The sequence below is a fragment of the Methanoregula sp. UBA64 genome (assembly GCF_002502735.1).
Classification (GTDB): Archaea; Halobacteriota; Methanomicrobia; order Methanomicrobiales; family Methanospirillaceae; genus Methanoregula.
On the sequence record NZ_DAQC01000001.1, the window covers coordinates 565,090 to 589,752 of the forward strand.

At 56.5% G+C, this 24,663-nt stretch carries 23 protein-coding genes; 13 read left to right on the forward strand and 10 right to left on the reverse strand.

What is annotated here, in order from left to right:
- Nucleotides 1–11: 11 nt before the first annotated feature.
- From BP758_RS02760 to BP758_RS02780, 5 genes are all read left to right on the forward strand, one after another.
- Nucleotides 12–638 carry a Fe-only nitrogenase accessory AnfO family protein gene (locus BP758_RS02760; RefSeq protein ID WP_292368475.1) on the forward strand — a complete coding sequence of 209 codons (627 nt, stop codon included), beginning with the start codon at nt 12–14 and terminating at the stop codon, nt 636–638.
- A 360-nt stretch (nt 639–998) separates the two neighbouring features.
- Nucleotides 999–1,955: a molybdate ABC transporter substrate-binding protein gene (gene modA, locus BP758_RS02765; RefSeq protein WP_292368477.1), complete on the forward strand. Its 957-nt coding sequence runs from the start codon at nt 999–1,001 to the stop codon at nt 1,953–1,955.
- Nucleotides 1,956–2,018: 63 nt separating this feature from the next.
- Nucleotides 2,019–2,840, forward strand: coding sequence for an ABC transporter permease (locus tag BP758_RS02770; protein ID WP_292368479.1), 822 nt, complete (start codon nt 2,019–2,021; stop codon nt 2,838–2,840).
- Complete coding sequence (locus BP758_RS02775; RefSeq protein ID WP_292368481.1) at nt 2,833–3,534, forward strand: sulfate/molybdate ABC transporter ATP-binding protein; 702 nt, start codon at nt 2,833–2,835, stop codon at nt 3,532–3,534. Before BP758_RS02770 ends, BP758_RS02775 begins: the two co-directional genes overlap by 8 nt.
- Before the next feature lie 204 nt (nt 3,535–3,738).
- Nucleotides 3,739–4,959 (forward strand): ABC transporter substrate-binding protein, encoded by a 1,221-nt coding sequence (locus tag BP758_RS02780; RefSeq protein ID WP_292368482.1) that lies wholly within the window; start codon nt 3,739–3,741, stop codon nt 4,957–4,959.
- Nucleotides 4,960–4,984: 25 nt separating this feature from the next.
- Here BP758_RS02780 and BP758_RS02785 read toward each other — a convergent pair whose 3' ends face one another.
- The 4 genes from BP758_RS02785 to BP758_RS02800 form a co-directional block, all read right to left on the reverse strand.
- Nucleotides 4,985–5,119 carry a hypothetical protein gene (locus tag BP758_RS02785; RefSeq protein WP_292368484.1) on the reverse strand — a complete coding sequence of 45 codons (135 nt, stop codon included), beginning with the start codon at nt 5,117–5,119 and terminating at the stop codon, nt 4,985–4,987.
- A gap of 158 nt (nt 5,120–5,277) precedes the next feature.
- Nucleotides 5,278–5,949 (reverse strand): M48 family metallopeptidase, encoded by a 672-nt coding sequence (locus BP758_RS02790; protein ID WP_292368486.1) that lies wholly within the window; start codon nt 5,947–5,949, stop codon nt 5,278–5,280.
- 64 nt (nt 5,950–6,013) lie between these two features.
- On the reverse strand, nt 6,014–7,828 hold the full coding sequence (locus BP758_RS02795) for a KUP/HAK/KT family potassium transporter (protein ID WP_292368488.1): 1,815 nt from the start codon (nt 7,826–7,828) through the stop codon (nt 6,014–6,016).
- Nucleotides 7,829–7,958: 130 nt separating this feature from the next.
- Nucleotides 7,959–8,762, reverse strand: a complete 804-nt coding sequence (locus tag BP758_RS02800) for a hypothetical protein (RefSeq protein WP_292368490.1) — start codon at nt 8,760–8,762, stop codon at nt 7,959–7,961.
- Between the two features lie 180 nt (nt 8,763–8,942).
- Between BP758_RS02800 and pth2 the strand changes: the two genes are divergently transcribed.
- Nucleotides 8,943–9,335 carry a peptidyl-tRNA hydrolase Pth2 gene (gene pth2, locus BP758_RS02805; protein ID WP_292368492.1) on the forward strand — a complete coding sequence of 131 codons (393 nt, stop codon included), beginning with the start codon at nt 8,943–8,945 and terminating at the stop codon, nt 9,333–9,335.
- Complete coding sequence (truD, locus tag BP758_RS02810; protein ID WP_292368494.1) at nt 9,332–10,603, forward strand: tRNA pseudouridine(13) synthase TruD; 1,272 nt, start codon at nt 9,332–9,334, stop codon at nt 10,601–10,603. The genes pth2 and truD overlap by 4 nt, the downstream gene beginning before the upstream one ends.
- Nucleotides 10,604–10,963: 360 nt before the next feature.
- On the opposite strand, the gene sppA is transcribed toward truD, so the two are convergent.
- On the reverse strand, nt 10,964–11,773 hold the full coding sequence (sppA, locus tag BP758_RS02815; RefSeq protein ID WP_292368496.1) for a signal peptide peptidase SppA: 810 nt from the start codon (nt 11,771–11,773) through the stop codon (nt 10,964–10,966).
- Between the two features lie 10 nt (nt 11,774–11,783).
- Complete coding sequence (locus BP758_RS02820) at nt 11,784–12,464, reverse strand: dihydrofolate reductase family protein (RefSeq protein ID WP_292368498.1); 681 nt, start codon at nt 12,462–12,464, stop codon at nt 11,784–11,786.
- A gap of 148 nt (nt 12,465–12,612) precedes the next feature.
- Here BP758_RS02820 and BP758_RS02825 point away from each other — a divergent pair, with 148 nt between their 5' ends.
- Nucleotides 12,613–13,245 carry a CDP-alcohol phosphatidyltransferase family protein gene (locus BP758_RS02825; RefSeq protein WP_292368499.1) on the forward strand — a complete coding sequence of 211 codons (633 nt, stop codon included), beginning with the start codon at nt 12,613–12,615 and terminating at the stop codon, nt 13,243–13,245.
- A gap of 260 nt (nt 13,246–13,505) precedes the next feature.
- Here the strand turns inward: BP758_RS02825 and artA are convergent, their stop codons facing one another.
- On the reverse strand, nt 13,506–14,423 hold the full coding sequence (gene artA / locus BP758_RS02830) for an archaeosortase A (protein WP_292369950.1): 918 nt from the start codon (nt 14,421–14,423) through the stop codon (nt 13,506–13,508).
- Between the two features lie 160 nt (nt 14,424–14,583).
- Here artA and BP758_RS02835 point away from each other — a divergent pair, with 160 nt between their 5' ends.
- Nucleotides 14,584–14,898 carry a transcription factor S gene (locus BP758_RS02835; protein ID WP_292368500.1) on the forward strand — a complete coding sequence of 105 codons (315 nt, stop codon included), beginning with the start codon at nt 14,584–14,586 and terminating at the stop codon, nt 14,896–14,898.
- Nucleotides 14,899–15,250: 352 nt separating this feature from the next.
- Entirely contained in the window at nt 15,251–15,868 is a 618-nt protein-coding gene (locus tag BP758_RS02840) for a hypothetical protein (protein WP_292368501.1), read from the forward strand.
- A 1,190-nt stretch (nt 15,869–17,058) separates the two neighbouring features.
- Here BP758_RS02840 and BP758_RS02845 read toward each other — a convergent pair.
- Nucleotides 17,059–19,122, reverse strand: a complete 2,064-nt coding sequence (locus tag BP758_RS02845; RefSeq protein WP_292368503.1) for an acetate--CoA ligase family protein — start codon at nt 19,120–19,122, stop codon at nt 17,059–17,061.
- Nucleotides 19,123–19,429: 307 nt separating this feature from the next.
- Between BP758_RS02845 and acs the strand changes: the two genes are divergently transcribed.
- The 3 genes from acs (at nt 19,430) to BP758_RS02860 (ending at nt 22,745) form a co-directional block, all read left to right on the forward strand.
- Nucleotides 19,430–21,325, forward strand: a complete 1,896-nt coding sequence (gene acs / locus BP758_RS02850; protein ID WP_292368505.1) for an acetate--CoA ligase — start codon at nt 19,430–19,432, stop codon at nt 21,323–21,325.
- A 274-nt stretch (nt 21,326–21,599) separates the two neighbouring features.
- A complete protein-coding gene (locus BP758_RS02855; RefSeq protein WP_292368507.1) occupies nt 21,600–22,160 on the forward strand; it encodes a TATA-box-binding protein in 561 nt (186 codons plus the stop codon).
- Between the two features lie 210 nt (nt 22,161–22,370).
- On the forward strand, nt 22,371–22,745 hold the full coding sequence (locus BP758_RS02860) for an ArsR family transcriptional regulator (protein ID WP_292368509.1): 375 nt from the start codon (nt 22,371–22,373) through the stop codon (nt 22,743–22,745).
- Here the strand turns inward: BP758_RS02860 and rpiA are convergent.
- Nucleotides 22,725–23,438 carry a ribose-5-phosphate isomerase RpiA gene (gene rpiA, locus BP758_RS02865; protein WP_292368511.1) on the reverse strand — a complete coding sequence of 238 codons (714 nt, stop codon included), beginning with the start codon at nt 23,436–23,438 and terminating at the stop codon, nt 22,725–22,727. The genes BP758_RS02860 and rpiA overlap by 21 nt on opposite strands.
- 400 nt (nt 23,439–23,838) lie before the next feature.
- Complete coding sequence (gene surE, locus BP758_RS02870; protein ID WP_292368512.1) at nt 23,839–24,621, reverse strand: 5'/3'-nucleotidase SurE; 783 nt, start codon at nt 24,619–24,621, stop codon at nt 23,839–23,841.
- Between the last annotated feature and the right edge of the window lie 42 nt (nt 24,622–24,663).

Here is a 24,663-nt window from a genome sequence, read left to right on the forward strand (position 1 = left end):
GAAGCGCAACAATGGCAGAAGAGATCGCAGTCATCCTTGGAGATGACGGGACAACGGGAAGGCTGGGTGATCCGGGAACACTTGCGGTATTCAGCCGCAGCGCCGGCACCTGGTCCAGGGTACGCGGGATGCCCGTTGTTCTTGATCCATCGCAGGGCCTCAAAGGGATGCGCACGGCAGCGGCCGGTATTGCTGCATTCCTTGGCGACTGCCGGGTCCTGGTAACCCGGTCGGCAAGCGGGGCCCTGTACTTCGAACTGGAAAAAGCAGGATGCACGCTCTGGGAGATTCCCGGGAAACCTCAGGAGTTTCTCGATTCCGTCTGGGCCGATGAGGAAAAGGCAAAGGTCCCGGCCGGGAAACCCGCGGCAGCCGACATCCCGAAACCCACGGAAAAAACTCCGGGGAACTTCTTTATCTCGATAAAGGAAGTCCAGGGAAAGCGGCCGGATATGTCGAGCAAGCAGGTCCTCCAGCAGTTCATCCAGAGCGGCGGCTTTCTCGTCCTCGATATCGTATGCAGCCATGTCCCTCCCTGGATCGAGGTAGAGGCAGAACGCCGGGGGTATACGCTCGAAACCGAACAACTTGGAAAAGATTCCATCAAAGTCAGGCTAACCACAAACACCGGCCGGTAACCCGGACCCGGGTCATGCAAAAAGAGGGATAATGCATATGATTCAGGCAGGCAAATAGTATGGCACGCAGGGTATTCCCGGACGATCAGCGGGATTATTAAGAGAACGGGTATACCTGCACGAACGAGGTGATTTATCCAGAATCCTGTTAACCCCGCCCAGGTTATCCGGCCGGGCCACCACCGGCACGAATCGTGCCGGAGCACTCTCATCTCTCCCGGATATGATCGTATACTTTTTTTAGCCCGGGGGAAGTAACCACAAGTGGTTACTTCTCCCGATCAATAAAACATAATTTTTAATTACTTTTCGGTGGAAGTTACATACAATAAAGGAACTGTTTAACGGATTGTGAAAGTTATGCACGGAAAACTGACACCCTCAAAACTTGCGCTTATCAGCATGATCTTCGCGCTTCTGGTGGCTGCGGCACTCTTTGCCGGCTGCACCCAGAGCACAACCAGCACCACACCGGCCACCACGGCCGCAACAACCGCACCGGCCGCAGCATCAGCAACGCCGGTTGCAACCGCAGTTGCAACGGCAGTCCCGACAACGGTCGCGACAACCGCAACCCCGGCCCCGACCTACACTGCATCGGAGACAACCATCATTGCATTCACGGCAGCATCCCTCTCGGGAGCTTCCCCGGCACTCGGCTCGGGCTTCAACAGTGCCTACCCGCCCCACAAGGTTGCCTTTAACCTCGACGGAACCCAGGCCTTAAAGACCCAGGTCGAGAACGGCGCATATTCCGATGTGTTCATCTCGGCGAGCAACTCGTATACCAACACCTTGAAGAGCGAGGGCTACTTCGTCAACAGCTCGGTAAAGACGCTGTGTACGAACTACGTGATTGTGATTCTCCCGGCATCCAACCCGGCAAACATCCAGTCGCTCTCCGACCTTGCAAAGCCCGGCGTGAAGATCGCAATGGCGGCAAACACGGTCCCGGTTGGAACCGCAACGACCGCAGTTGTCAACAACCTTGCCAACTCGACCTACGGGCAGGCATGGAAGAACGCAACCCTTGCTAATGTTGTCACCTACGAAACTTCCGAGCCGGCAGTTGCCACCAAGGTCTCCCTTGGCGAAGTAGATGCAGGCTTTGTGTACCAGTCCACGGCAACCGCCGCTGCACCGGGCACCTACCAGTCGATTACTATCCCCAAGAAAGACAACTATCTCCAGACCTACACCATTGGTGTCTTACAGGAGAGCAAGAACAAGGCAGTTGCCGGAGAGTTCGAGAGTTACATGCTCTCAGCAGCTGGCCAGCAGCTCCTCAAGCAGTACGGGTTCACTCCCGCAGTGTAATTCTACAAACATTACCTTTTTTCCCCGGGCCGGCGGTTAATCCGGTAAAAGAAAGGATACGCCATGATCGCAGAACGGCTCCGTCACGATACAACCCGCCGAAAGCTGGCGTACCTTGCAGCAGGCATACTTATTGCCGCCGTCACGCTGTTTCTTGCCCTTCCGATCCTTGCGCTGTTCCTCCGGATCCCTCCCGCACAGTTCTTTGTCACCCTGGAGAATCCTCTGGTGATAAGTGCCCTCTGGCTCAGCCTGTTTACCACCTGCATCACCCTGGTGATCGTAATAGCGGTCGGGACCCCGTTTGCCTATTTCCATTCGCGCTATTCGTACCCGGGAAAAGTCCTTGTCGATACCTTCATCGACCTTCCGCTGGTCCTGCCCCCGGCTGTTGCCGGTGTCGCACTGCTCATGCTCTACGGCCGGGTCGGCCTCCTCGGCCAGTATTTCAACATGGCCGGGATCCAGATCGCATTTACCACGCTCGCGGTAATCCTGGCGCAGATCTTCGTTGCTTCACCGTTTTACCTGCGGCAGGCAAAATCGCTCTTCGAGCAGCTCGATCCTGCCTACGAACAGACAGCACGGACTCTCGGGGCATCGCCGTTCAGGACGCTCGTGTCCGTCACGTTCCCGATGACCGCAGGCGGCCTGGTCTCGGGCGCGGTCATGACATTCGGGAGGGCGCTTGGGGAATTCGGGGCAACGATCATGTTTGCCGGCAACCTGCCCGGGGTCACGCAGACCATGCCTCTGGCAGTGTACGTGGGAATGGAGAGCAATCTCTACGTGGGGCTTACGATCTCAATCCTGCTTGTGATCATCTCGTTTGCCATCATGCTCGCGGTGCGCCTGGTCCAGAAGAGGGAGGAGCTCCATGCTTGAAGCTCAGGTGACAAAAAAACTCCGGGATTACTCCCTCGACCTTTCGCTTGCCGTACGGCCGGGCGAAATATTTGTCCTGATGGGGACAAACGGCTCGGGAAAATCGACGACATTAAACATTCTCGCGGGACTGCTCGAACCGGATACCGCCGTGATCACCTTGAACGGGGAGCGCATCTGCCACTCAAAAGAGGGCATCAATATCCCGGCCGAGGACCGCCGGATCGGGTATGTCCTCCAGAACTCCGCAGTCTTCCCCCACATGACCGTGAGCGACAATGTTGCATTTGGCCTCCGGGGACGGGGCATTTCCCGTCAGGAGATCCTCGAACAGGCAGTGCTCTGGATGGACCGGATGCACATATCCGATCTTGCCGGGATCCGGGCGGGAAACCTCTCGGGAGGACAGAAACAGCGCGTTGCCCTTGCCCGGGCCCTTGCGATCGGGCCGCGCCTCTTAATGTTGGACGAGCCGTTCACCGCGCTCGATGCGGAGAGCACGCAGACCGTAAAGGACCTGACCCGGCGGTTCGTAAAAGAGATGCAGATCCCCTGCATCGTGGTCACCCACCGGCTCACGGACAGCACCGAGATCGGCGACCGGGCATGTGTGCTCTGCCACGGGAAAAAAGAGTGGGAAGGTCTCCCGGCGGAGATGCCCGACTTCTGTACTGTCTGCCACTGTAAGGACTGATACCGGAACCGCATAACTGTTTTTTTTCAGCGGGATTGAACGGTATTCCCCGTGCAGGAGTACGGGTTGCCAGGGCCCGGGGTTCCTGTTTTTAACAAACAGGCAAATATTCGTCATGCTTAAACCGCACCATCGCCCACATGTCTGTAGTGGACGGTGCCGGGATAAGACGGGGCGCCGGGACCCCTGCCGGGTGTGCACGTTATGAAGAAAACTACGAAAACCCCTAAAACAGGATCCGACTTCCGGCCCCTCGCGATCCTTGCCGGTGCCGTGATCCTTGCCCTCATCTTTGTCGCGGCCATCGTGCTCTCGGTCCCTGCCGGGACACCAACAGGGCAGTCCGATGCCATCCGCATCGGGGCGATCTACAACCTGAACGGATCGCAGTCGTCCCTTGACATTCCCTCTGCACGGGGAGCCCGCCTTGCCGCAGCACAGATCAACGAGCGCGGGGGGATCGGGGGACGGCAGGTCATCCTGACCGAATATGACGGAAAGACCAACACCACCGAGATCGCAGCGGATGCAGACCGCCTCATCGGTACCGACCACGTGCAGGTCATCATCGGTATGAGCGATTCCGACATGGTTCTCCCGGCAGCCCGCGTTGCAGCCGGCGCCCGCACGGTCTTTGTCACGTCCGGCGCAACCTCCCCGCTCCTTCCGGGGCAGGTGCCGGGCTACCTCTACCTTGCCTGCTATGGCGACAACACGCAGGCCGCAGCCGCAGCGGAATTCGCGCAGTCCGATCTTAACGCGACAACAGCCCTGGTGGTCATGGACAATTCCACGGAATACACGCGGCTCCTCCCGAAGTATTTCATGGAGAGGTTTGCCGAGGGCGGCGGAACCATTACCAAGGTCGTGCCTTACGAAGGAAGCCAGGATATCCCGTCAGTAGCCGGGAAGCTTTCCGGAACCGCGGTTCCTGCACCGGGTGTCGTGCTCGTTGCCTGCGGGCCGGAGGACTGCGGCGCTGCGATCCGGGCGGTACGGGCCGCGGGGATCACAGCACCGGTGATCGGAGGGGACTCGATGGATTCCCCGAAGCTTGCCGCAGCTGCCGGGCCGGATGCGGGCCGGATCGTGTACACAACGCATGGCGATATCAGCACGTCGTCCGCTGACCCGGACACGAGTGCGTTTATTAAACGGTATTACATCGAGTACGGCGAAAAGCCCAACGCCTTTGCTGCGCTCGGGTACGATACCGTAAACGTGGCGGCACAGGCCGCAGCGTTATCGCCGTCCGATATCCGGGCCGGCCTTGTCTCCCTCAAAACCTACGACGGGTTGACCGGGACCATCGCCTACCACAACAACGCGCAGATCCCGGAAAAGTCCGTGACCCTCATGGAGCTGAACGGCGGCACGGTGCGCTCCCTCGGAGAACGGGTACCCCGGATCGTGCCGGCACCCTGATGCCCGACACTTTTTTTTTAATTTTTTAGATCGCGCCGGTCTTTCTCAGCCACAGCCCGACTGCCACATATGCGAAGGTTGCAGCGATTATTCCCAGAATTATGCCGGAAGCGAGCGGGAGATCTCCGGAAAAGATCGCACGGGCGAGCCACAGTATCACAAGAAAGATTCCCTAGGCTGCTATCACAACCCCCAGAAAAATGACCGCAAGAGCCGCAATCCCGTACGTTACCGGTTCATCCATCAGGAAAACCCTATTTTAGGTACCCCGCCGGCAGTTCGTCGTACAGCCCCCCGGGCAATCTCCGGATCCTGCACTCATATATCGAGCAGGCGCTCGTTTTTGCGCAGCCATTCCCGGTGTTTCTGATACTCCGGCATTGCCTGCCCGACTTTTTCCCAGAACCGGGGGGAATGGTCCGGCTGGCGCATGTGGACGAGCTCGTGGACGATCACGTAGTCGACCACTTCCGGCGGCGCGAGGATCAGGCGCCAGCAGAACGAGAGCGTGCCGGACGTGCTGCACGAGGCCCAGCGGCGGCGGGTATCGGAGATCCGGATCTTCTTTGGCCGGTAATCGAGGATCGCGGCAAAGCCGGCAACCCGGGCCGGGACAAGCGCTTTTGCCTTCTCCACGTACCATGCCAAGAAGAGGTCGCGGGCCCCGGGCAGGCTGCGCTCCCCGATAAAAAAGGACGTTCCGAGGCTGACCGGGGCATCGCTCCCGGCAATGATTGCGAGCGGGTAATACCTTCCCAGAAAGAGGAACTCTTCGCCCTCGACAAACCGCTTCTTTCCCGCCACCGGCCGGTTCCTGATCTCGGCCATCTTCTTTTCGATCCAGTCCTGTTTCTCTGTTATGAGCCCGGCAAGGTAGGACTCGGGCGTCCGTTGCGGGGCCCGGACAACGAGCGTGGCTTCGGGGGTAATCTCAAGCGAGATCGTGCGGCGCCGGGAGCGGACGATCGTGGCTGAGTACGGGAGCGGCATGGGATATTCCGGAAAAACCATTTGGCGCTTCTGGTATTTTTGCCCGGCTGCTGCCGGTGCCGCCTCACATCACGACCCGGGTCACGACCCCGTGGATCTTCTCCGGCGGCAGCGTATAGAACTGGACAAACGGGGGCGTGACCTTTTTGATGATCGAATAGATCTTCCAGAAGAACCGGTCGCTCACGATGTTCTCGATGCCATAGAAGATCGTCTTCTCTTCAATTCCCTGTGCGCGGAGCAGCTGGATAAGATCGATGATCTCCATGTACCCGCACCGGACGGTAAATACCTGGAGGCCCGGGGCGAGATTGGTATCGAACTCGGTCGTGACCCCGAACGGCTTGTCATGGGTCACAATGGAGACAAAGATATTGTTCTCGTACAGGATCTCGTTCTGGAAAAAGATCTGCGGAACATACGAGGAGACTTTCGAAACCTCGCCGGTAAAGTAGAGGGCGGTGCCGTGGATTTTCGGGAGCGAGTTATAGGCCGCCGTGTATTTCGGGATAAAATCCTCTAAGGGCACGGGCCTGAGCATATCGTGGAGCCGGTCCTGGCCCCGGATATACGCGAGGATGATGACAAACGGGAGCGCGGCGATCAGTACCGACCAGTAGGCCCCGGTCGGGATCTTGACAAACGAGGAGAGCAAAAATAGCACGTCCACCTCGATCAAAAGCCCGCAGACCATGGCCTTGACCGCTTCAGCCCGCAGGATGAAGATCAGCAGCATCAGGATGGCGGAGATAAGCATGGTCCCGGCGACCGCGAGGCCGTACGCGGACGAGAGGCTTTCCGATGAGCCAAATCCGATCATCACCACGAGCACGGCTACCATGAGCAGCCAGTTGATGGTATCGATATAGATCTGGGAGCGCAGCTCGGCCGAAGTATAATCGATCTTCATCCGCGGGAGGAGCTTGGTGTTCATGGCCTGGTATACAATGGAGAACATGCCGCTGATCATTGCCTGCGACGCGATGACCGTTGCTGCGATACTCAGGATAAGGAACGGGACGTAGCCGATCGGGATGATCGCATGTACCATCGAGAAGAGCACGTTCTTTGTCGAGCCGCCGGCAATCACGTACGCGCCCTGCCCGAGATAGCTGAGCACGAGCGCGGGAAAGATGCAGTACCAGCCTTTTATGATCGGTTCGCGGCCCAGGTGGCCCATATCGGCATAGAGCGCTTCGCCCCCGGTCACGCAGAGGATCACGGCGGACATGACAAAGAACGAGGTGATGCCGTTTTCCATTACAAAGGCAAAGGCAAAGGTCGGGCTCAGCGCGAGGAGCACCTGCGGGGCGGCAATGATGGCAATCGCCCCGGTAACGCCGAGCGCGACAAACCAGACGAGCATGACCGGCCCGAACATCCACGCCACGTGCTCGGTGCCTTTTTTCTGGATGATAAAGAGGCCGATTGCAATGAGGGCTGCGATCAAAAGCACGTCGGTCCCGGCAAAACCGGAAAAGCCGGGCACGAGCGCGATACCTTCGACCGCGGAGAGGATACTGATCGCGGGCGTGATGACGCCGTCGCCGATGAAGAGCGCGATACCGGCAACGGTGAGGATGGTAACGGCCGAGAGGGTGATGCCCGGCTTCAAGAGAGTTGCGAGGATCCCGCGGAGCACGATCGTGCCGCCCTCGCCCTTGGTCCCCAGGGACATTGCGAGCCAGACGTACTGGACGGTGATGATCGTAAAGAGCGTCCAGATCACAAGCGAGATAATACCAAGGATATTCCCGGTTGTCGGGAGAAGAAAGAGGAGGATTGCGCCGACCGTGTAGATGGGACTGGTCCCGATATCGCCAAAGACCAGGCCCAGGGATTTGATGACCCGGGAATGGCCGTTTCCCAAAACCGGCATTGTACTAACCTTGAAAGGAAGAAAGTAAAGACTTTGTGTTCCCGGGCGGACGGGGTTACCTGGTACCTGTTTACCTCCCGGGGATTTTTACCGGGAGGGACGATGAGCGCTAAAAAAAATTGTCCCGGGATCACTCGTCGATAACGAACCGGTCGAACTCCTCGAAGTACCGGTACCCGAACGCACAGTTCCGGTTCCAGAGTATGTTGTCGAAGATCTGCCGGACCGTTAAGGGAGACCGGGTCGTGTTCTTTGCAATAACCGCGAGGATCTTCTCTGCGCACGGCAGAATTGTCCCGCCAAAATGCATAGAAAACCTGCGGGTATATTCCTCGACCTTGTCGGCATCGCAGGTCGATTCAAGCAACCGGCGTTTCTGGACATAAAGGCAGCTGTAATACAGGAGATTCCGGGGATCGTTTAATTCCGGGAGGAGCTTCTCTTTGTTTTCTATGAGTTTTGCCAGACCTTTCATGGCAGAGGGATAATTTTCAGCGCATAATTTTTTGAAATATTTTTTCATCTCCGATTCCACCATCGGCTCATAGATTGTTCCTTCAATAACCCGGGCCAGCACCTGGAGCCGCTGGCAGGTTTCGGCATCGACACAATCGCCCGCCATAATGTAGGGGTATTCATGGTTCCAGATCAGCAGGTGTTCGATCTCCCGGGCTACAATCCGTGCATCGTTGGGGGACTTGGGGAATTTTTTTAAGGTGATCGTATTTGTGACGGGCGAGGCTATCCCGTCGTATTTGCTCTTTGAATCGATCAGCCAGGTGATCGTTATTTTTTCGATATCGCCCTTTTTTGCAGCGTAAAAATCAGCAAAATCCGGGTGTTTTTTGCCGAGGGTGGCAAGCATTATCCCGGCCAGGTGCCCCTTGAGCCGGGTACTGGGGGCAGCACCTGATGCGGATTGAACATTATTCATGCTTGCATTTTGGCGGGCGATCTCATAGTGGTTCTGGTAGCCGGGAATAACCGGCCCTCACCCGGTGTCCCGGTCTTTTGGAAAGAAAGCCGGGCTCCGCTGCTCTCGTTCCTAGGACTGCGTGCCCGTTTTTTTGGGAATGAGAAGGTTAATTTCTGCCCGCACCAAAGAAATTTTGCCATGCCAAAGCCAGCTCAATCTGAAAATAAACCCGGATACGAACCCAGTTTCAGGTACAAGCAGTGCCTTGTCCTGCGAAACGATGTCAAGATGAGCTGCGGCAAGAAGTGCGCACAGGCAGCCCACGCGTCCATCGGGGCGTTTGAGAACGCAGACAAGACGCTGCGGAAGGCCTGGCAGGTTGAGGGCCAGAAAAAGGTGGTCTTAAAAGCAGATGGCGAGCGGGCTCTTTTCGAGCTCAAGGTGATAGCGGAACGGGCAGGTATATCCACCTCGCTCATCCAGGACGCCGGCATGACCGAGATCCCGCCGGGAACTATCACGGCGCTCGGTCTTGGCCCTGCAAAGTCCGAGGACCTCGACAAGATCACCGGGGCGCTCTCCCTCTTATGAAAGAAAGCCCGTATGCGCTCGAACGCGAGCTCGGTATGCAGTATTATGCCACCGATACCCCGGGGATCGGCGGCAGGCTCCGCACCACGCCCGAGGATTTTATCGTCAAAGAGATCCCCCGCGAGGGAAAGGGCGGGAACACCGGCCCGTACCTGATCTGCCGGCTCACCAAGAACAACTGGGAGCTCCAGCACGCAGTAAAAGAGATCGCAAAACGCCTGGGTATCAGTCACCGGCGGATCGGCTGGGCGGGGACCAAGGACAAGAATGCAAAGACCACCCAGCTCATCTCGATCTTTAAGGTTACGCCGGAAGAGATCGCGGCGTTCTCTCTTAAGGATATCACGCTCGAAGTTGTCGGGTCGGCTAACGAGCAGCTCTCGCTTGGCGATCTTTTGGGCAACCGGTTCGATCTTGCGATCCGCGAGGCCGAAGGGGAAGACCTTGCCGGCCGGGTTGCGGCCGTGACCGGGGCAGCGGGAGAGGCATTCCCGAACTATTTCGGGCTCCAGCGTTTCGGGGTCATCCGCCCGCTGACCCACCGGATCGGCGAGCTGATCCTCCGGGGCGAGTACGAAGAGGCCGTGGCAACCTATGTGGGCCTGGCGTTTCCCCACGAACAGGAACGGATCCAGGACGTGCGGCGCCACTTTTTTCTTAGCCGCGACCCGCTGCTTGCACTCAAGGAGATGCCCACCCAGATGTCCTTTGAGCGTTCCATGCTCTCGCACCTCCACACAAACCCGGGCGATTACGCCGGTGCGCTTCAGCAGCTGCCGCCAAAACTCCTCTCGATGTTTGTCTCCGCGTTCCAGTCGTACCTCTTCAACTGCGCCCTCTCCGACCGGTTGAAAAACGGCCATGGTCTTTCCGAGCCGGTGCCGGGCGACCGGCTGATCTTCTCGAACGGCCGGACCGACACCGTGACTGCGGCAAACATCCCGACAGTCACCATCCACCTCGCCCGGGGCCGGTGCGGCATAGCGCTCTTCATGCCGGGAAAGGACGAGCCCGCACCCGGGACCGAAAATGCTGCGGTCCGCGATCTGCTTGCCACCCACCGGATCACGCACGACAATTTCCGCACGGCCTCGGTCTTCGTGCATGCAAAGTTCGACGGGGCATGGCGGCCGATCGCCATGAAGACCGCGGTCGAATCCTCGGTCGAAGAGAACACTGTGTGCCTGAAATTTACCCTTCCCCCCGGGCACTACGCTACCACGGTCTGCCGGGAATACATGAAAGCCGACCCGCTCCGGATGGTGTGATGCGGAGAGAGTATCCGTCTTTTTTTCCAGATTTTTACCACAGAACAGATCCCGGCGGACACACAAAACCAGAAACCCTGTTATCCGGATTCATCGGTCATTTGTGCAGAGCATATCGGGAAAATCACTATATGATCAACTCCAAACGAGCTCTCGCCCCCGGCCCCCTCGCGCTCGACGGGTGGCACGGCTTCACCCGTCTCGCTAGGGGGCGGTACTGCCTATCGAAGACGGGGGCGCGAGATATGACCTGCGGGCGACCGTCTCCGGTTACCCGGTTTTGTAAGAGAAAGCCGCGAGCAAAATATTCTCTTCAGACTGCGGGAACCCTACTAAAAAAAGAACAAAAAGAAGAAAAAATTATTTCCGCCGCTGTTCGGCCAGTTCCTTTGCGCCCGCAATCGCATCGTTGAGATTGCCGAGCTTATCGATGAGGTTGATCTTTAAGGCATCATCGCCCGTGATGACCCGGCCGTCGTCGATATCGGAACGGGCGATCATCCGCTGCGTGGTCACGTCCGTGATGAACCGCTCGAAACTCTCGTTTACGATCTGCTGGGCGTACTCCCGTTCACCGGTACTCATCGGCCGGGAAGAGGAGCCCATGTCTTTCTTGTCCCCGGACTTCACGACCGTAACATTGTAGCCTTCCTGTTTCATCCAGGAACTGATATCCGAGAACGTCCAGATAACGCCGACCGCCCCGGTAAAGGTGTCGGGGCTCGCATAGATCCGGTCGGCATGAGCGCTCACGTAGTATGCCGCAGAAGTCGCCATGTCCCCCATCGAAACGACCACCGGCTTTTTCGTCTTTGCATACTCCATATCGCTGATGATCTCTTCAGCCGCCGCCGGGGTTCCGCCCGGGCTGTCGACACGGATGACGATTGCCTCGACCATCGGGTCATCGGCTGCTTCGCGGAGCTGGTCGCCCACGTACTCGCTGCCCACACCGGACGCATCGGAGAAATCGCCGGTTGAGAGCGCGCCTTCCATCCGGATGACCTTGACCCCCGGGTGGGAATTATCGTTTAAGTAAAACGAAGCGATCAGGACCCCGATCACCACAATGAGACCGAACGTGATAACAAGGAACCATTTCAGGCCGGCAGAACGCGGTGCCGGTCCGGGCGCCGCATACGCCGGGGAATTGTCAGGTGTTTGTGCCATAAGGGTGCTCTTAGGTGTACAGCACGTCGAACTCTGAAACGAGATTGGTGCCGCACATATAGTATTTCTTGAGGTTTAACCGGATCATCTCGTCTTCTGTGTTGATATGCATTCCCCCGACAAGGGACGGCGTGTCCGAACCGCCGACAATAAAGGGCAGGTGGATCAGCCGGATCTCATCGACAAGTTTGTCGTGGAGCATGTGCCAGTTCAGGGTCGGCCCGCCTTCGATCATCAGCTTTTTTACCCCGAACTGTTCGGCAAGGATCTGCATGAGGAGCGGCAGTTCCACGTGATCTTTTCCTGCCACCACCACCGACACCCCTTTTGCCCGGATCGCAGCCACCCGGTCCGCCGGCGCTCTCTCCGCTACCGCAATCACGGTGGGAGCATCCGGCCCGAGCACGTTTGCATCGAGCGGGATATCGGCCATGCTTGTCGGGATGACCCGGATCGGGCTCTTGCCGGGCACGAGACGCACGGTTAAAAAAGAGTTATCGATCCTGATGGTATTGGCACCGACCATGATCGCATCGTACGCAGCCCGGGTCTCGTGGAGCAGGATCTCGGTCTCGTGCGCCATGTACTTCATGAGGATCTTGCTGGACGCTCCTTTTTTTAAGGTAAGCTTGCCGTCCGCGGTGATCTCGGACATCATGAGGACGTGGGGGCGGGCCGTGGGTGCTGCCATGACATTCAACTCGTAACAGAATGTTTGGTGCAGGATGTAAAGAATTTGCTGATTTCTGCGGGTTCATATAATCCCCCGGGATTTAAGGTATTTCCCTGCCCGCGGCCGTCCCGTAACTATTAATTGTTCGCGTACCTATCATGGGAACATGAATATTACCGCCCTCCGGCCCCGGTTCAAGCAGTACCTTGAACCGGTTGCCCGGGGCTTTGTCCGGTGCGGTATCACCCCGAACCAGTGTTCGTTTCTGGCCCTTGTTGCCGGGATCGCTGCTGCTGCGCTTTTTGTGGAACGCCAGTTCGTTTTTGGGAGCATTCTTCTCGTGCTCTCCGCACTGTTCGACCTCATTGACGGAAGCATTGCCCGGCAGACCAACTCCCATACGAACTTCGGGGCGGTCTTTGACTGGATCGTGGACAAGTACGTGGACGCCCTTGTCATTCTCGGGATCGGCCTTTCCGGGATAACGATTGTCAGCGGGTTTTTGCCGGTTCCGCCGGTTGCGGATTTTGCCGTGGTCGGTCTTGCGATGACGGGTTCCCTGATGAACACCTTCATCAAGCCGGTCGTGTACGCGGAGATCGGGTACCGTGAGAAGGTGGAAGGAAAGATCGACGACCCGCTCGAAGGCGTCGGGTTCTTTGGCCGGCCGGAGACGTTCCTCTTTTTGATCCTCGGCGGCATCACCGGTTATATCTGGGTCTCGGTCATTATCATCGCGATCTGCACGAACCTCTCGGCCATCCAGCGGATCCTGTACCTGTACCGTGCGCTGAAATAATTCCCGGGCAGCTCCGGCCCGGCTCCTCTTTTTTGTGCCCGTTTCCTTTCGCGAACCTGTCGGCAGGAAGTGTTCGCCGTGAATTCCCGGCGGTCCCCGTACCCGTGCAGCCCTACCCGGGAAGGACTGGATACTCTCCCGCGGCAAATCCCCGCGGGTCGGGAGGCAGGCAGGCGGTCTCTCAGGAACGGTAAACGCGACGGGTCTCTGCAAAAAAAGTAAAAACAGCGACACGATCTTCTCGTGCCGGGCGTTCCCGGTTACGACCCGGATCCGGGATCTTTGCCGGGTTCGCCCGGGACTGCGGGCGCAGGCTCGCCGGTCTCCGGCACCGGGACCGGCCCGGGGCCGCGGCTGCCGCCTTTCCCGAACGCAGTGCAGAGCTCGCTATAGTACAGCTGGAAGAGTTCCTCGGCAAACGTGCCGAGCCGGGGGATGAGGGTAAAGAGCCCGTACGCGATCAGGATTAAGAGCACGAGCGCGAGCATCTCCGCTATCACGTTGTGGGCCCAGAAGAAACTCTCGTACCCGATCTCGCCGTTACCCGCAATATCCGGGTAATAGGGGAACCACTGGCTCGTGTAGGCCATGATCACAAAGACATTCCGGAACAGGTTGAGGATGTAGATGGTCGGGGCAACCAGAAGGAATGCCAGGACTTTTTGCCGGAGCGTGGTCGGGACCGCAGCAGCGACCCCGAGCATGATCGCAATGCTCTGGATGCCGGTGCAGGCAAGGATGATCTCCACCCGGAAGCCGTTTTGTGCAATGATGTTCCATGCTTCGAGGTTCACCGGGTAATTAAAGAGATGGAGCAGCCAGACAACCTGGCCCACGACTTCTCCAATCAGCCAGGTGCCAAGTCCGCTTATCTGGGTATAGTCGTCGATCGCAAACGGGAAATAGATCAGGAAGGCGATCGCCGCGGCCCGGGAGAGGTAATGGACGCGGATGTCCTCTGCCAGGAGGTGCTTTATGGTGATATACAAAAACGGCACCGAGAGGACCGCCATCACGGGGTACAGGAAGTTGTTCTCGGCAAAGTATTCGGGCAGCGTGGCAAAGAGGAAGAGGACGATAAAGACCCAGCCGACGATTGCTGCGTATTTCCGGTGGCGACCGGGTATCAGGAATGCCAGAAATCCAAGGCAGGAGATCAGGACGAGATACTCGATCATCATAGATGTATCTACGCTTAAGTAAAAAAAAGGATTCTTATGCCCAAAACCCGGCCGGGCCCCGGTTGGGTCCGGGCTGCGAAAACAAAAACCGGTGAGGAGAGTCCGGTTTTGCCAGATAATCAGGTTAATCTTGTAGCATGACCAATACTGTTATCCGATGTTTTGCCCGGAATGTAAGACTATGCTGATCTCGTCTGGCGGCCAGCTCAAGTGTCGCAAGTGCGGGTATATCAGGAAGATCGAGTCAAGTGAGCACATGACGCGCGAGAAGAAGCGCACGGAAAACGATATCACCATCGTGGACGATGAAGATACTAATATCAAAACAATGCCCACGATCCAGATCAAGTGCCCCAAGTGCGATAACAACCTCGCGTTCTGGTGGCTCCGCCAGCTCCGGGCTGCCGATGAGAGCGAAGTGCGGTTCTTCCGCTGCACCGAGTGCGGCCACACCTGGCGGCAGTACGATTAAGGGCCGGATATATTTTTCAAATACGATATCTGCTCTTTTTTTTAACTTTTACAACGAATCCAGAGAACTAAAAATCCGGCATGGTAAAAACCAGTTTTACCGGATCCTCTTACTTCCCTTTTCAGCAGGTATCGTTACAAAAAAAATACCGGATTTTGTACAATTAATCTACCCCGATCGTAAACCCAAAGCCACGGTAGCAGGATGGACACTTTTAAGTCCCGAACGAAGGGGACTCTCTCCCCATCACGTTGCGGAACTTGGAATGGAGAAAGTTTATTTTAAAGTGTTGATAAAACAGAAAGGTTAAAAATATGTAAAATAGAACCGGCCGTATCTTTGAATCGTGCTCATGGATCCTGATCAGAGCAGGCTGCCCCCGGATAAACGATCCTGGCTGGAGCGACCTAAAAATAAACCAACGGATACTGGTATAATCGCCTTTCTTGGAGGTGCCGCCCTCCTCATATTTATGATATATCTTGCGATGCATCCCCCGGTGTTGGATCTGGGTTTTGGGGAGCTGAAGGATTTCTCCGGGATTGTAACAACTGCCTCGCCGATAGACCCCACGCAAATACCGGTCGTGACGACAACACCCTGGAGTGTTAAAGAGATAACGATAACCCCGACAAGTACACCCATTAAGCCATCTTTGGTTCAGGAACTCGGCCCGATTGTGCTCCATCCCGGGGCGAGAGTTGTTGCGGTTACGGCAGACAAGCGGAAATACAACCAGGTGTTCTTCTATTACACCCGTAACGATAACCCCAATCTGGAGATCTCCTCATTCAAAGTTGAAATGCTGAACTCCGCAGGGCAGTATTCCTATCAGGTTATTTCACATCCCCAGAAATGGCAGGATACCTTCCTGGATCAGATCAAACCAACCGCGGGAAAAGATCTGGTTGTGGTTACGGCGAACTTCAATGACGGGGTCGTTCAAACGGTCTTGATGAATTATGTTTAAGCTTTTTTTCTTGTTCTCCCGTTTTTAAGGAACCGGGATTTTAAAAAAAGCAGAAAGGCTTCTGCCGGCGTTTGAACCGTATTTCATCCTGTACGTTATCGCATGTACCTCCGACATCAGGGAGCCGATCCCCGGCCATACCAGGATCCGGCCTGCCCTTATCCGGGCCCGTATTGAGCCCGGATTGCCTGTTTCGGGATCCAATCGGAGCCCGTATCGGGCTCCTTTTCAGGATAACCCGTTTAAAGGCGTATTTTGGCAATCGGACAAAATAAAACGTTCACGTAAACGCGATTCCCGGGCCGATCTCTGGGCCGGCAGGCATTCGGACAGATACCGGAAAAAGGGGCTGCCGGAATGCGTTTACGGGCCGATTACGGGCATTATATGGAGCTCGTTTTGGGCGTATTTTTGCAATCCGGGCAATATTTGCAGCCACGGCATATTCCGGGGAATCGGACGGCATTACGGGCGTATTTTCCGGTAGCAGCCCCCTTTGCAGGATCCGTTTTTACGGTCCGGGAGGCCGGTCCGCTGAAATATTTTTTAAAATTGCCGGGCCGCGGGCTGATACTTCCAGGAAAAAAATCCGGACGGGCTGCTGGTGATTTAAAAAAATGTCCGGCTCATGAGATGAGGATTCCGAAAAATCTTCGGATCGGTTGCTGAGGATTACAAAAAATGTCCGAGCCCGTTGGTGAGGATTACAAAAAATGGTTGAGTCGCGAGCTAAGGATTCCGGAAAATCTTCGGATCGGTTGGTGAAGATTACAAAAAATGTCCGATCCTGTTGCTGAGGTTTTAAAAAAAAAAGATCGGTCCCGCCCGGTCCTGCCATAGGCCCGACCCTCCCATAATCGACCGGTTCTCTGACGGAGCCCGGCTGGATCGAAAGCCCGTGCAGCAAAAAAGTTCGGAACGGTTGCTGATGATTATAAAAAATTGCCGGGTCGCGAGCTGAGGATTCCGGAAAATCTTCGGATCGGTTGGTGGAGATTACAAAAAATCTCTGGCTCGCGTGCTGAGGATTCCGGAAAATCTCCGGATCGGTTGGTGAAGATTACAAAAAATTGCCAGGCCGCGAGCTGAGGATTCCGGAAAATCTCCGGATCGGTTGGTGAGGATTACAAAAGATCTCCGGACCGGTTACTTGAGCATTATAAAAAAGATCGAAAAGAGAAAAGAAAATTTTAGAGCAGGCCGGGAGCCTTGACCCGGAACTTCTGCCAGAGCACGCGGCCCATGACACGGTAGGTGAAGTCCAACTCGTCGAAACTCGGGATATCGTGTTCCTTTAACATCTCCCGGCCAATATTGAGCGAATCGCCGCCGAGCATGGTGACGATCACCCGGTTCTGGGTCTTCTCGGAGAACTTGAGAATCTGGCGGGCCAGCTGTTCCGATGTCAGCACGAGGTTCGGGAAGTCCACGATAAAGGCCATGTCCCAGAGATCGCCGTGCCGGGTAAGGACATCGAAGGTTTTCTCAAAGCGCTTCTCGGTTGCATCGCCTAAAAGGTCGATGGGGTTACCCTTGTTCCAGAACTCGGGCAGGAACTCGTTGAGTTCCTCGACAACATCCTTCGGGAGATCGATAAGCTCGATACCGTACCGCTCTGCATAATCGGAGGAGAGCACGGCAAAACCGCCGGCATTCGTGATAACGACCGCACGCTTGCCGCGGGGGTACCTCTTCGGGTGGGCGAGCATCCGTGCCGCAAGGAACGCACCGGTCAGCGTGTGTACCGCAATGACCCCGGACTTCCTGAACGCTTCCATGTATACTTCGTACGAGCCCGAGAGCGAGCCGGTGTGCGAGGATGCTGCGGCCGAACCGCGGCGGGAAGAACCGGACTTGATCGCAATGACCGGCTTTGACTGCGCAACCTCGGATACTACCTCCATGAACTTCTTGCCATCGCTGATCTGCTCGATGTACATGATGATGGCTTTCGTCTTCGGGTCTTTCTCCACGTAGCGCAGGTAATCGATGAAGTCGAGGTCGCACTGGTTGCCTACCGAGATAACGTTCGAGAACCCGATGTTCTGCGCAAGACTCCAGTCAACGACCGTGTTGATGATGGCCCCGCTCTGGGAGAGGAACGCGATGTTGCCCGGCTTTGGCGACTGGTGCACATAGGTGGTATCGATGCCGCGGGGCGGGACGATCAGGCCGAGGCAGTTCGGGCCGATAATCCGGATCCCGTGGCCTCTTGCGATCTGCACCACGCGATCTTCGAGTGCCTTGCCCTCAGGGCCCATCTCCTTAAAGCCGGCCGTGATGATGACGACCATGGAGACGCCCTTTGCCCCGCATTCCTCAACAACGGACGGGACATTGACGGCCGGGACCGTGATGACGGCCATATCGACCGGCGCCGGGATTGCCGAGATGGTGGGGTAGGCCTTGAGCCCCTGGATCTCCGGGCGCTTGTTGTTGACCGGGTAGAGCTGCCCCGGGAAATGGAGCAGGTTGTGCATGACCGCGTACCCCATCTTCGAGGAGTCCTGCGATGCACCGATGACGGCAATCGAGCGGGGGGTGAAAAATTCGAGCGGTACCGGCGGGTGTTCCTTTCTCTCCGCCTTGTGTACATGATCGGCAACGATCACGCGGGCATCGACCGCACAGGCACCGGACTCGTACAGCCGTAACGGGTTGATATCGAACTCGATAACCCTCTCGTTCTCTTCGAAAAACCGGCAGACATTGGCGATAATTTTGACAAGGGCTTCTTCGTCCCGGGGCTTTGATCCGCGGTAGCCTGCGATGAGCGGGTAGGCATTGATCTCGTGGATCATCTGCCGGATCTCCTCGTCGCTGACCGGCAGGATGCGGAGCGTGATATCCTTCATGAGCTCCACCATGGTCCCGCCCATGCCAAAGGTGATGACCTTGCCAAATGCCGGGTCGGTCCTTCCGCCGATGATCAGCTCGAGGCCGGGTTCGGCCTGCTGCTCGACCATGATCCCTTCGATCTGCGCTTCGGCATTGTAGGCTTTGGCGTTATCGATAATTTTCGTGAATGCACCGAGGGCTGCCTTCTTGCTCCCGATACCGACCATCACGCCGCCCGCGTCGCTCTTGTGGACGATCTGGGGCGAGATGATCTTCATGACGACCGGGCATCCCATCTTCTCGGCTGCGGTTGCCGCGTCCTCGCCGTTTTTGACAATCTGGTACTCGGGGACCGGGATCTCGTATTTCCGTAATAAGTCATATCCTTCCGCTTCAGAGAGCATCTTCTGGGTCAAACTGTTCACCTCGTTTCATGGAATACCAAAAGGATTTGTCCGCCTTGTCTGCTCTAGACACAGATCGGGAGCGGGGCATGCAGGAAAAGCCAGCCCGTAAATGGTGTGGGACACTGGTGCATGCCGGGTTCATATGATATAATTAGAAATTTGGCGATGCCTCATTTAAATGTACTGAAATGAAAGCAATGCGCGACAAAGGGTAAACGGGGCTCTAATTGGCCGATTTTGGTTAATCTGACCACAAAGATTAACTTTAATTCATCATTATTGATAATGTAGATTAGGAGCACATTAGGAGCACATTATGGACAAGAGCGCAGATTCCGTGCAGCAGCCAAAATACTACACACCGGATCCCTCCTACCGTACGCACAGCTGGATGGGGGATTACACCTGGACGTACAACGAGTTTACCCGCGACCCGGAAAAATTCTGGGACAACATTGCGAAAAAACTCCACTGGTTTGCCCCCTACGACAAGGTCTGCGAGTGGAATTATCCCTACGCAAAATGGTTCATCAACGGCAAGACCAACATCACCTACAACTGCCTGGACCGGCACGTGCTCGGGGAACGGCGCAACAAGGTGGCGCTGATCTGGAAAGGCGAGCGGCCGGACGAGGAACGGGTCTTTACCTACCGCCAGCTCCTGCGCGAGGTGCAGCGGTTTGCTAACGGTTTGAAAAAACTCGGCGTGGGAAAAGGCGACCGGGTCTGCATCTACATGCCAGTGATCCCGGAACAGATCATTGCCATGCTTGCCTGTACCCGGATCGGCGCCATCCATTCCGTGGTCTTTGGCGGGTACGGGGCGGCTGCGCTCAACCAGCGGATTGTCGGGGCCGGCGCAAAGATCGTGATCACGGCGGATATGGCGATTCGCCGGGGCAAGGCCATTCCCTTAAAGCACGTAATAGAGGAAGCGATCATCAATGCCCCGGCTGTCGAGCACCTGATCATCCTGCGCCGGGAGCAGCGCATCCCGGTCGAGCTCCACAGCGAGATGGAGATCGACTTTTACGATGTAATGGACGATTCGGGCGCCGACTGCCCGGCCGAAGTCATGGATGCGGAAGACCCGCTTTTCATATTATATACAAGCGGTACGACCGGCGCACCCAAGGGAATTGTCCATACCTGCGGGGGCTACATGGTCGGCGCCTATTATACTACCAAGTATATCTTCGATATCAAGGAGCACGATGTGTACTGGTGTACCGCCGACCCCGGCTGGATCACCGGCCACACGTACGTGGTGTACGGCCCGCTCTCGGTCGGTGCCACGGTGTTTATCACGGAGAGCACGCCCGATTACCCTGACCCCGGGATCTGGTGGAAATATGTCGAGGAGTACGGCGTCAATATCCTGTACACCGCCCCGACCGCAATCCGGATGTTCATGAAACTCGGGGAGGAATGGCCCAATAAGTACAACCTCAGTTCGCTGCGGGTACTCGGGTCGGTCGGCGAGCCGCTCAACCCGGAGGCCTTTGAGTGGTTCTACCATGTGATCGGGAAGGACAAGTGCCCGATCGTGGATACCTGGTGGCAGACCGAGACCGGCATGCACATGGTAACAACCGTTCTTGGCGAACCGATGCGCCCGGGCTATGTGGGCAAGTCCGTGCCCGGCGTGATCGCCGATGTCGTGGACAAGGACGGGAAGAGCGTAGAGCCGGGCAAAAGCGGTTTTTTAGCGATCCGCCAGCCCTGGCCCTCCATGATGCGGACGATCTGGGAAAATGACGAGCGGTACCGGAAGTACTGGGAGACGATCCCCGGCTGCTACCAGGTGGGCGACCTTGCCATCAAAAGCGAGGACGGCTACATCATGGTGATCGGGAGATCGGACGACCTTATTATCGTCTCGGGCCATAACATTGGTACGGCCGAAGTCGAGAGCGCCCTGGTCTCGCACAAAGCGGTGGCAGAAGCGGCCGTGATCGGGAAGCCCGATCCCTTAAAAGGGAACACGATCAAGGCGTTTGTCACGCTCCGCGTCGGCCATACCCCGAGCGAGAAACTCAAAAACGAGCTGATCTACCATGTGCGGATCACGCTCGGGCCGATCGCCATGCCCTCCGAGATCGAATTTGCGGACAATCTTCCCAAGACCCGGAGCGGCAAGATCGTGCGCCGGATCCTCAAGGCAAAAGAGATGGGCATGGACCCGGGCGATATTTCCACGCTCGATGAATGAGCGGGCCGAAACTTTCCCGGTGTATCTTTTTTTATTGTCCCGGGTACAGGTCAAATCCCGGGAATTTTTACCGGAACGGCAACAAGCATATACCGGTAGTTTTGCCCGGGCGGACCTGACGGGGTAAAAGAGAGACCTTAACCCGGCCCCCAAAAACCCGATGGGTTTTTATATCGTGCTTCCCTTTCTTTATATGCTTTATATAATGGGATGAAGGGGGAGAGCACTTCCCAAAAAAGGCAATCAAGGTATCCTAACACGGGTGACAGCAACCATGAAAGTCAATCCAGAGGATTCACTCAAGATAGAAAATATCGTGGCTTCCGCGAAGGTAACCGACTACCTGGACCTCCCGGAGCTTGCCTCCAAGATCAAGGATGCGGAGTACAACAAGAAACGGTTCCCCGGCGTTGTGCTGAGAATGCAGAACCCGAAGATTGCGGCGCTTGTCTTTGGCTCGGGAAAAGTGGTACTTACCGGGGCAAAGAGTGTCGACAGCCTGTCTAAGGGCTTAAACATCCTTGGCAACCAGCTTCGGAGCTTTAACATCGATATCCCGAAGAAACTGACCTATAAGATCCAGAACATCGTAACCTCCGCAGACCTTGCGACCGCGATCAACCTCAACAAGATCGCGGTAGGGTTCAATCTCGAACGGATCGAGTACGAACCCGAGCAGTTCCCGGGCCTCGTATACCGCCTGGAGAACCCGAAGGTGGTCGTCCTGCTCTTTGGTTCGGGAAAACTGATCATTACCGGCGGCAAGGAGCCCGAGGATGCGAAAAAGGCAGTTATCAAGATCCTCTCGGATCTCCGCAGCCTCGGCCTGATGTAATCCTTTTTTTTATCGCAAAACGGTATCCGGTACGCCGGGTTTTTCTTTTTTAATTTACAACGATCTACAATGACAATTATATTTTCATGGGGACAATGAATCATAATATATAAAATAACCGGTCATTGCCCGTCAATAATCACCCATAAATATCGTGATAAAGATAATAGATTAAGAAAATCCTCTCAAAAATATTGTGGATGTGTTTGCATGAGAACGGAAAATGTGATGTATTTCACCGAAAAAGAGGAAGAATTTGCCAACCTCTTGATCGAGATCGGTACAAAGAAAAATGTGGCGAAGGTACTCGTTTTTTTGGCGAATATCCCTGAGGCCACCTCACGGGCCATCGAACGCGGCACCGACCTGCGCCAGCCCGAAGTCAGCATTGCAATGCGCTACCTGATGGACCAGGGCTGGATCTCGAGCCGCGAGAGCAAGGCCGAGAGCAAAGGCCGCCCGGTAAAGATCTACGAGCTGGCAAAACCCATCTCCGATATCATGGACAGCATTGAAAAGGAGAAGAAGAAAGAGGCGACCACCCAGCTCGCCATGATCCAGAAATTACGGGACTACATCAGCTGATGTCAGTACCGAACACTTTTTTTCCGCACCTACAATTATCGTAGCGTTTCCCGCGAACCGGGTAAAGAGCCCGCTTTCGATTACGCCGGGGATCTGCGCAATGGCCGTTTCCAGGGCCGCGGGATCGGGGATCTCCTCGAACTGGCAGTCTACGATAAAGTTCCCGTTATCGGTGATGACCGGGCCGTCCTTTTTTACCGCCTCGCGGATAAACGGCCGGCAGCCAAGCCCGCGGAGCTGTGCCATGGCGGTCTTTGTCGCAAACGGAAGGGTCTCGACCGGGACGACCCCGGCAAGGCGGGGGACGATCTTTGCCTCGTCTGTCACTACGATGAACCGGAAGGCTGCGGCGGCAACGCACTTTTCCCGGGTAAGCGCAGCGCCCCGGCCCTTGATCATCCGGTGCTGCGGGTCGATCTGGTCTGCGCCATCGATGGCAAGGTCGAGGACCGGGTTGTCATCGAGCGTTGTCAAGGGGACCCCGTACTCCCGGGCCCTCATCGCGGTCTGGTACGAAGTCGGGACACCGGTAACCGATATCCCGTCACGGATCATTCCCGAAAGCGCTTCAATTGCATAAAACACGGTCGAACCGGTGCCAAGGCCGATCACCATGCCGTCTTCCACCATCTCCGCCGCCCGGTAGCCTGCTGCCCGTTTTGCGGCGGCAACTGCATCGCTTGTGCCTGCCATACTTGATGAAAGGATTTGAGTGCCGGATAATTAAACGTGGTGTGGAACCGGGAACTATCCGGTAATTTTTTTTGGCATAATCTTCAGGTCCTGGCACAAGAAGGAGAACTGCGATGCCTCCGCACCTCATTTGGTTTCTTGCGGGGCACAGCAGCACAGATTACCGGACTCATGATACCTGCAAATGCGATTCTTCCCACCCCCTGCGGGGGTCGCTCGGGCGCCTCGTCGGGCCCTCGCTGGGCTGATTACCCTCATCTCTTTTTAGTAATTGAAGCCGCCGCGGGGCGCCCTTCGGGGCGGCGGCAGGCATCGCATTTTTTTCACAGATGGGATCGACCGCTAGAAAAAGCACGTATTTGATAGTCGGGAGACACGATGAAAAAAGAAAAGTTCCGCTTTATTCCCGGAAAATCTCCCGGGCCTCGTCCTCCGCAGCATATGCGGTACAGTCGAGGGTGATGGGAGTAACCGAGACATTTCCTTTCCGGACCGCATGCACATCGGTCCCGTCCTCTGCATCGTCAAGGAGCGGGCCGTTGATCCAGAAATACGGCCGGCCCCGGGGATCGAGCCGTTTTTCCACACCGGTCTTAAAGAGCTTGCGGGCGAGCTTTGTCACCTCGTACCCGCCCCGGACTTCGGATGGGATATTCACGTTGATCACATCCGCGTGCGGGCAAAAACCCTGCGCGAGCACCCGGCTTACCACGTCCCGCACCACTTTTTTTGCCTCAGTAAAACTCTGCGCAGACTGGCCCGGATCGTCGAACTTGTCCCCCTGGTCCTCCACCTGGAGCGAGAACGCGATGCCTTTTGTTCCCTGGTTGGACGCTTCGAGCGCCGCGCCCATCGTGCCCGAGGTCATGACCGATTCGTACGAGAGGTTCTCGCCGATGTTTATCCCGCTCACGACAAGCGCCGGCGCGAGTTTGAGCGCATAGAGGCCGATGATCACCGCATCGGTGGGTTTCCCCGCCACCGCCCATGCATGGACACCGTTGATTTTTATCCGGTTTGCCCGGATCGGTTCAAAGATCGAGATCGAGCGGCCGACCGCGCTCTGCTGGGTGGCGGGGGCGACAACCGTCACGTCCGCTATCGGGGTGAGGGCCTCGTAGGCCGCCCAGATACCGAGGGAATTTACGCCGTCATCGTTGGTGAGGAGGATCGCGGGCTTCATAGAACAGGTATACGTTTCGTGCAACCGGGCATTATACCTGAC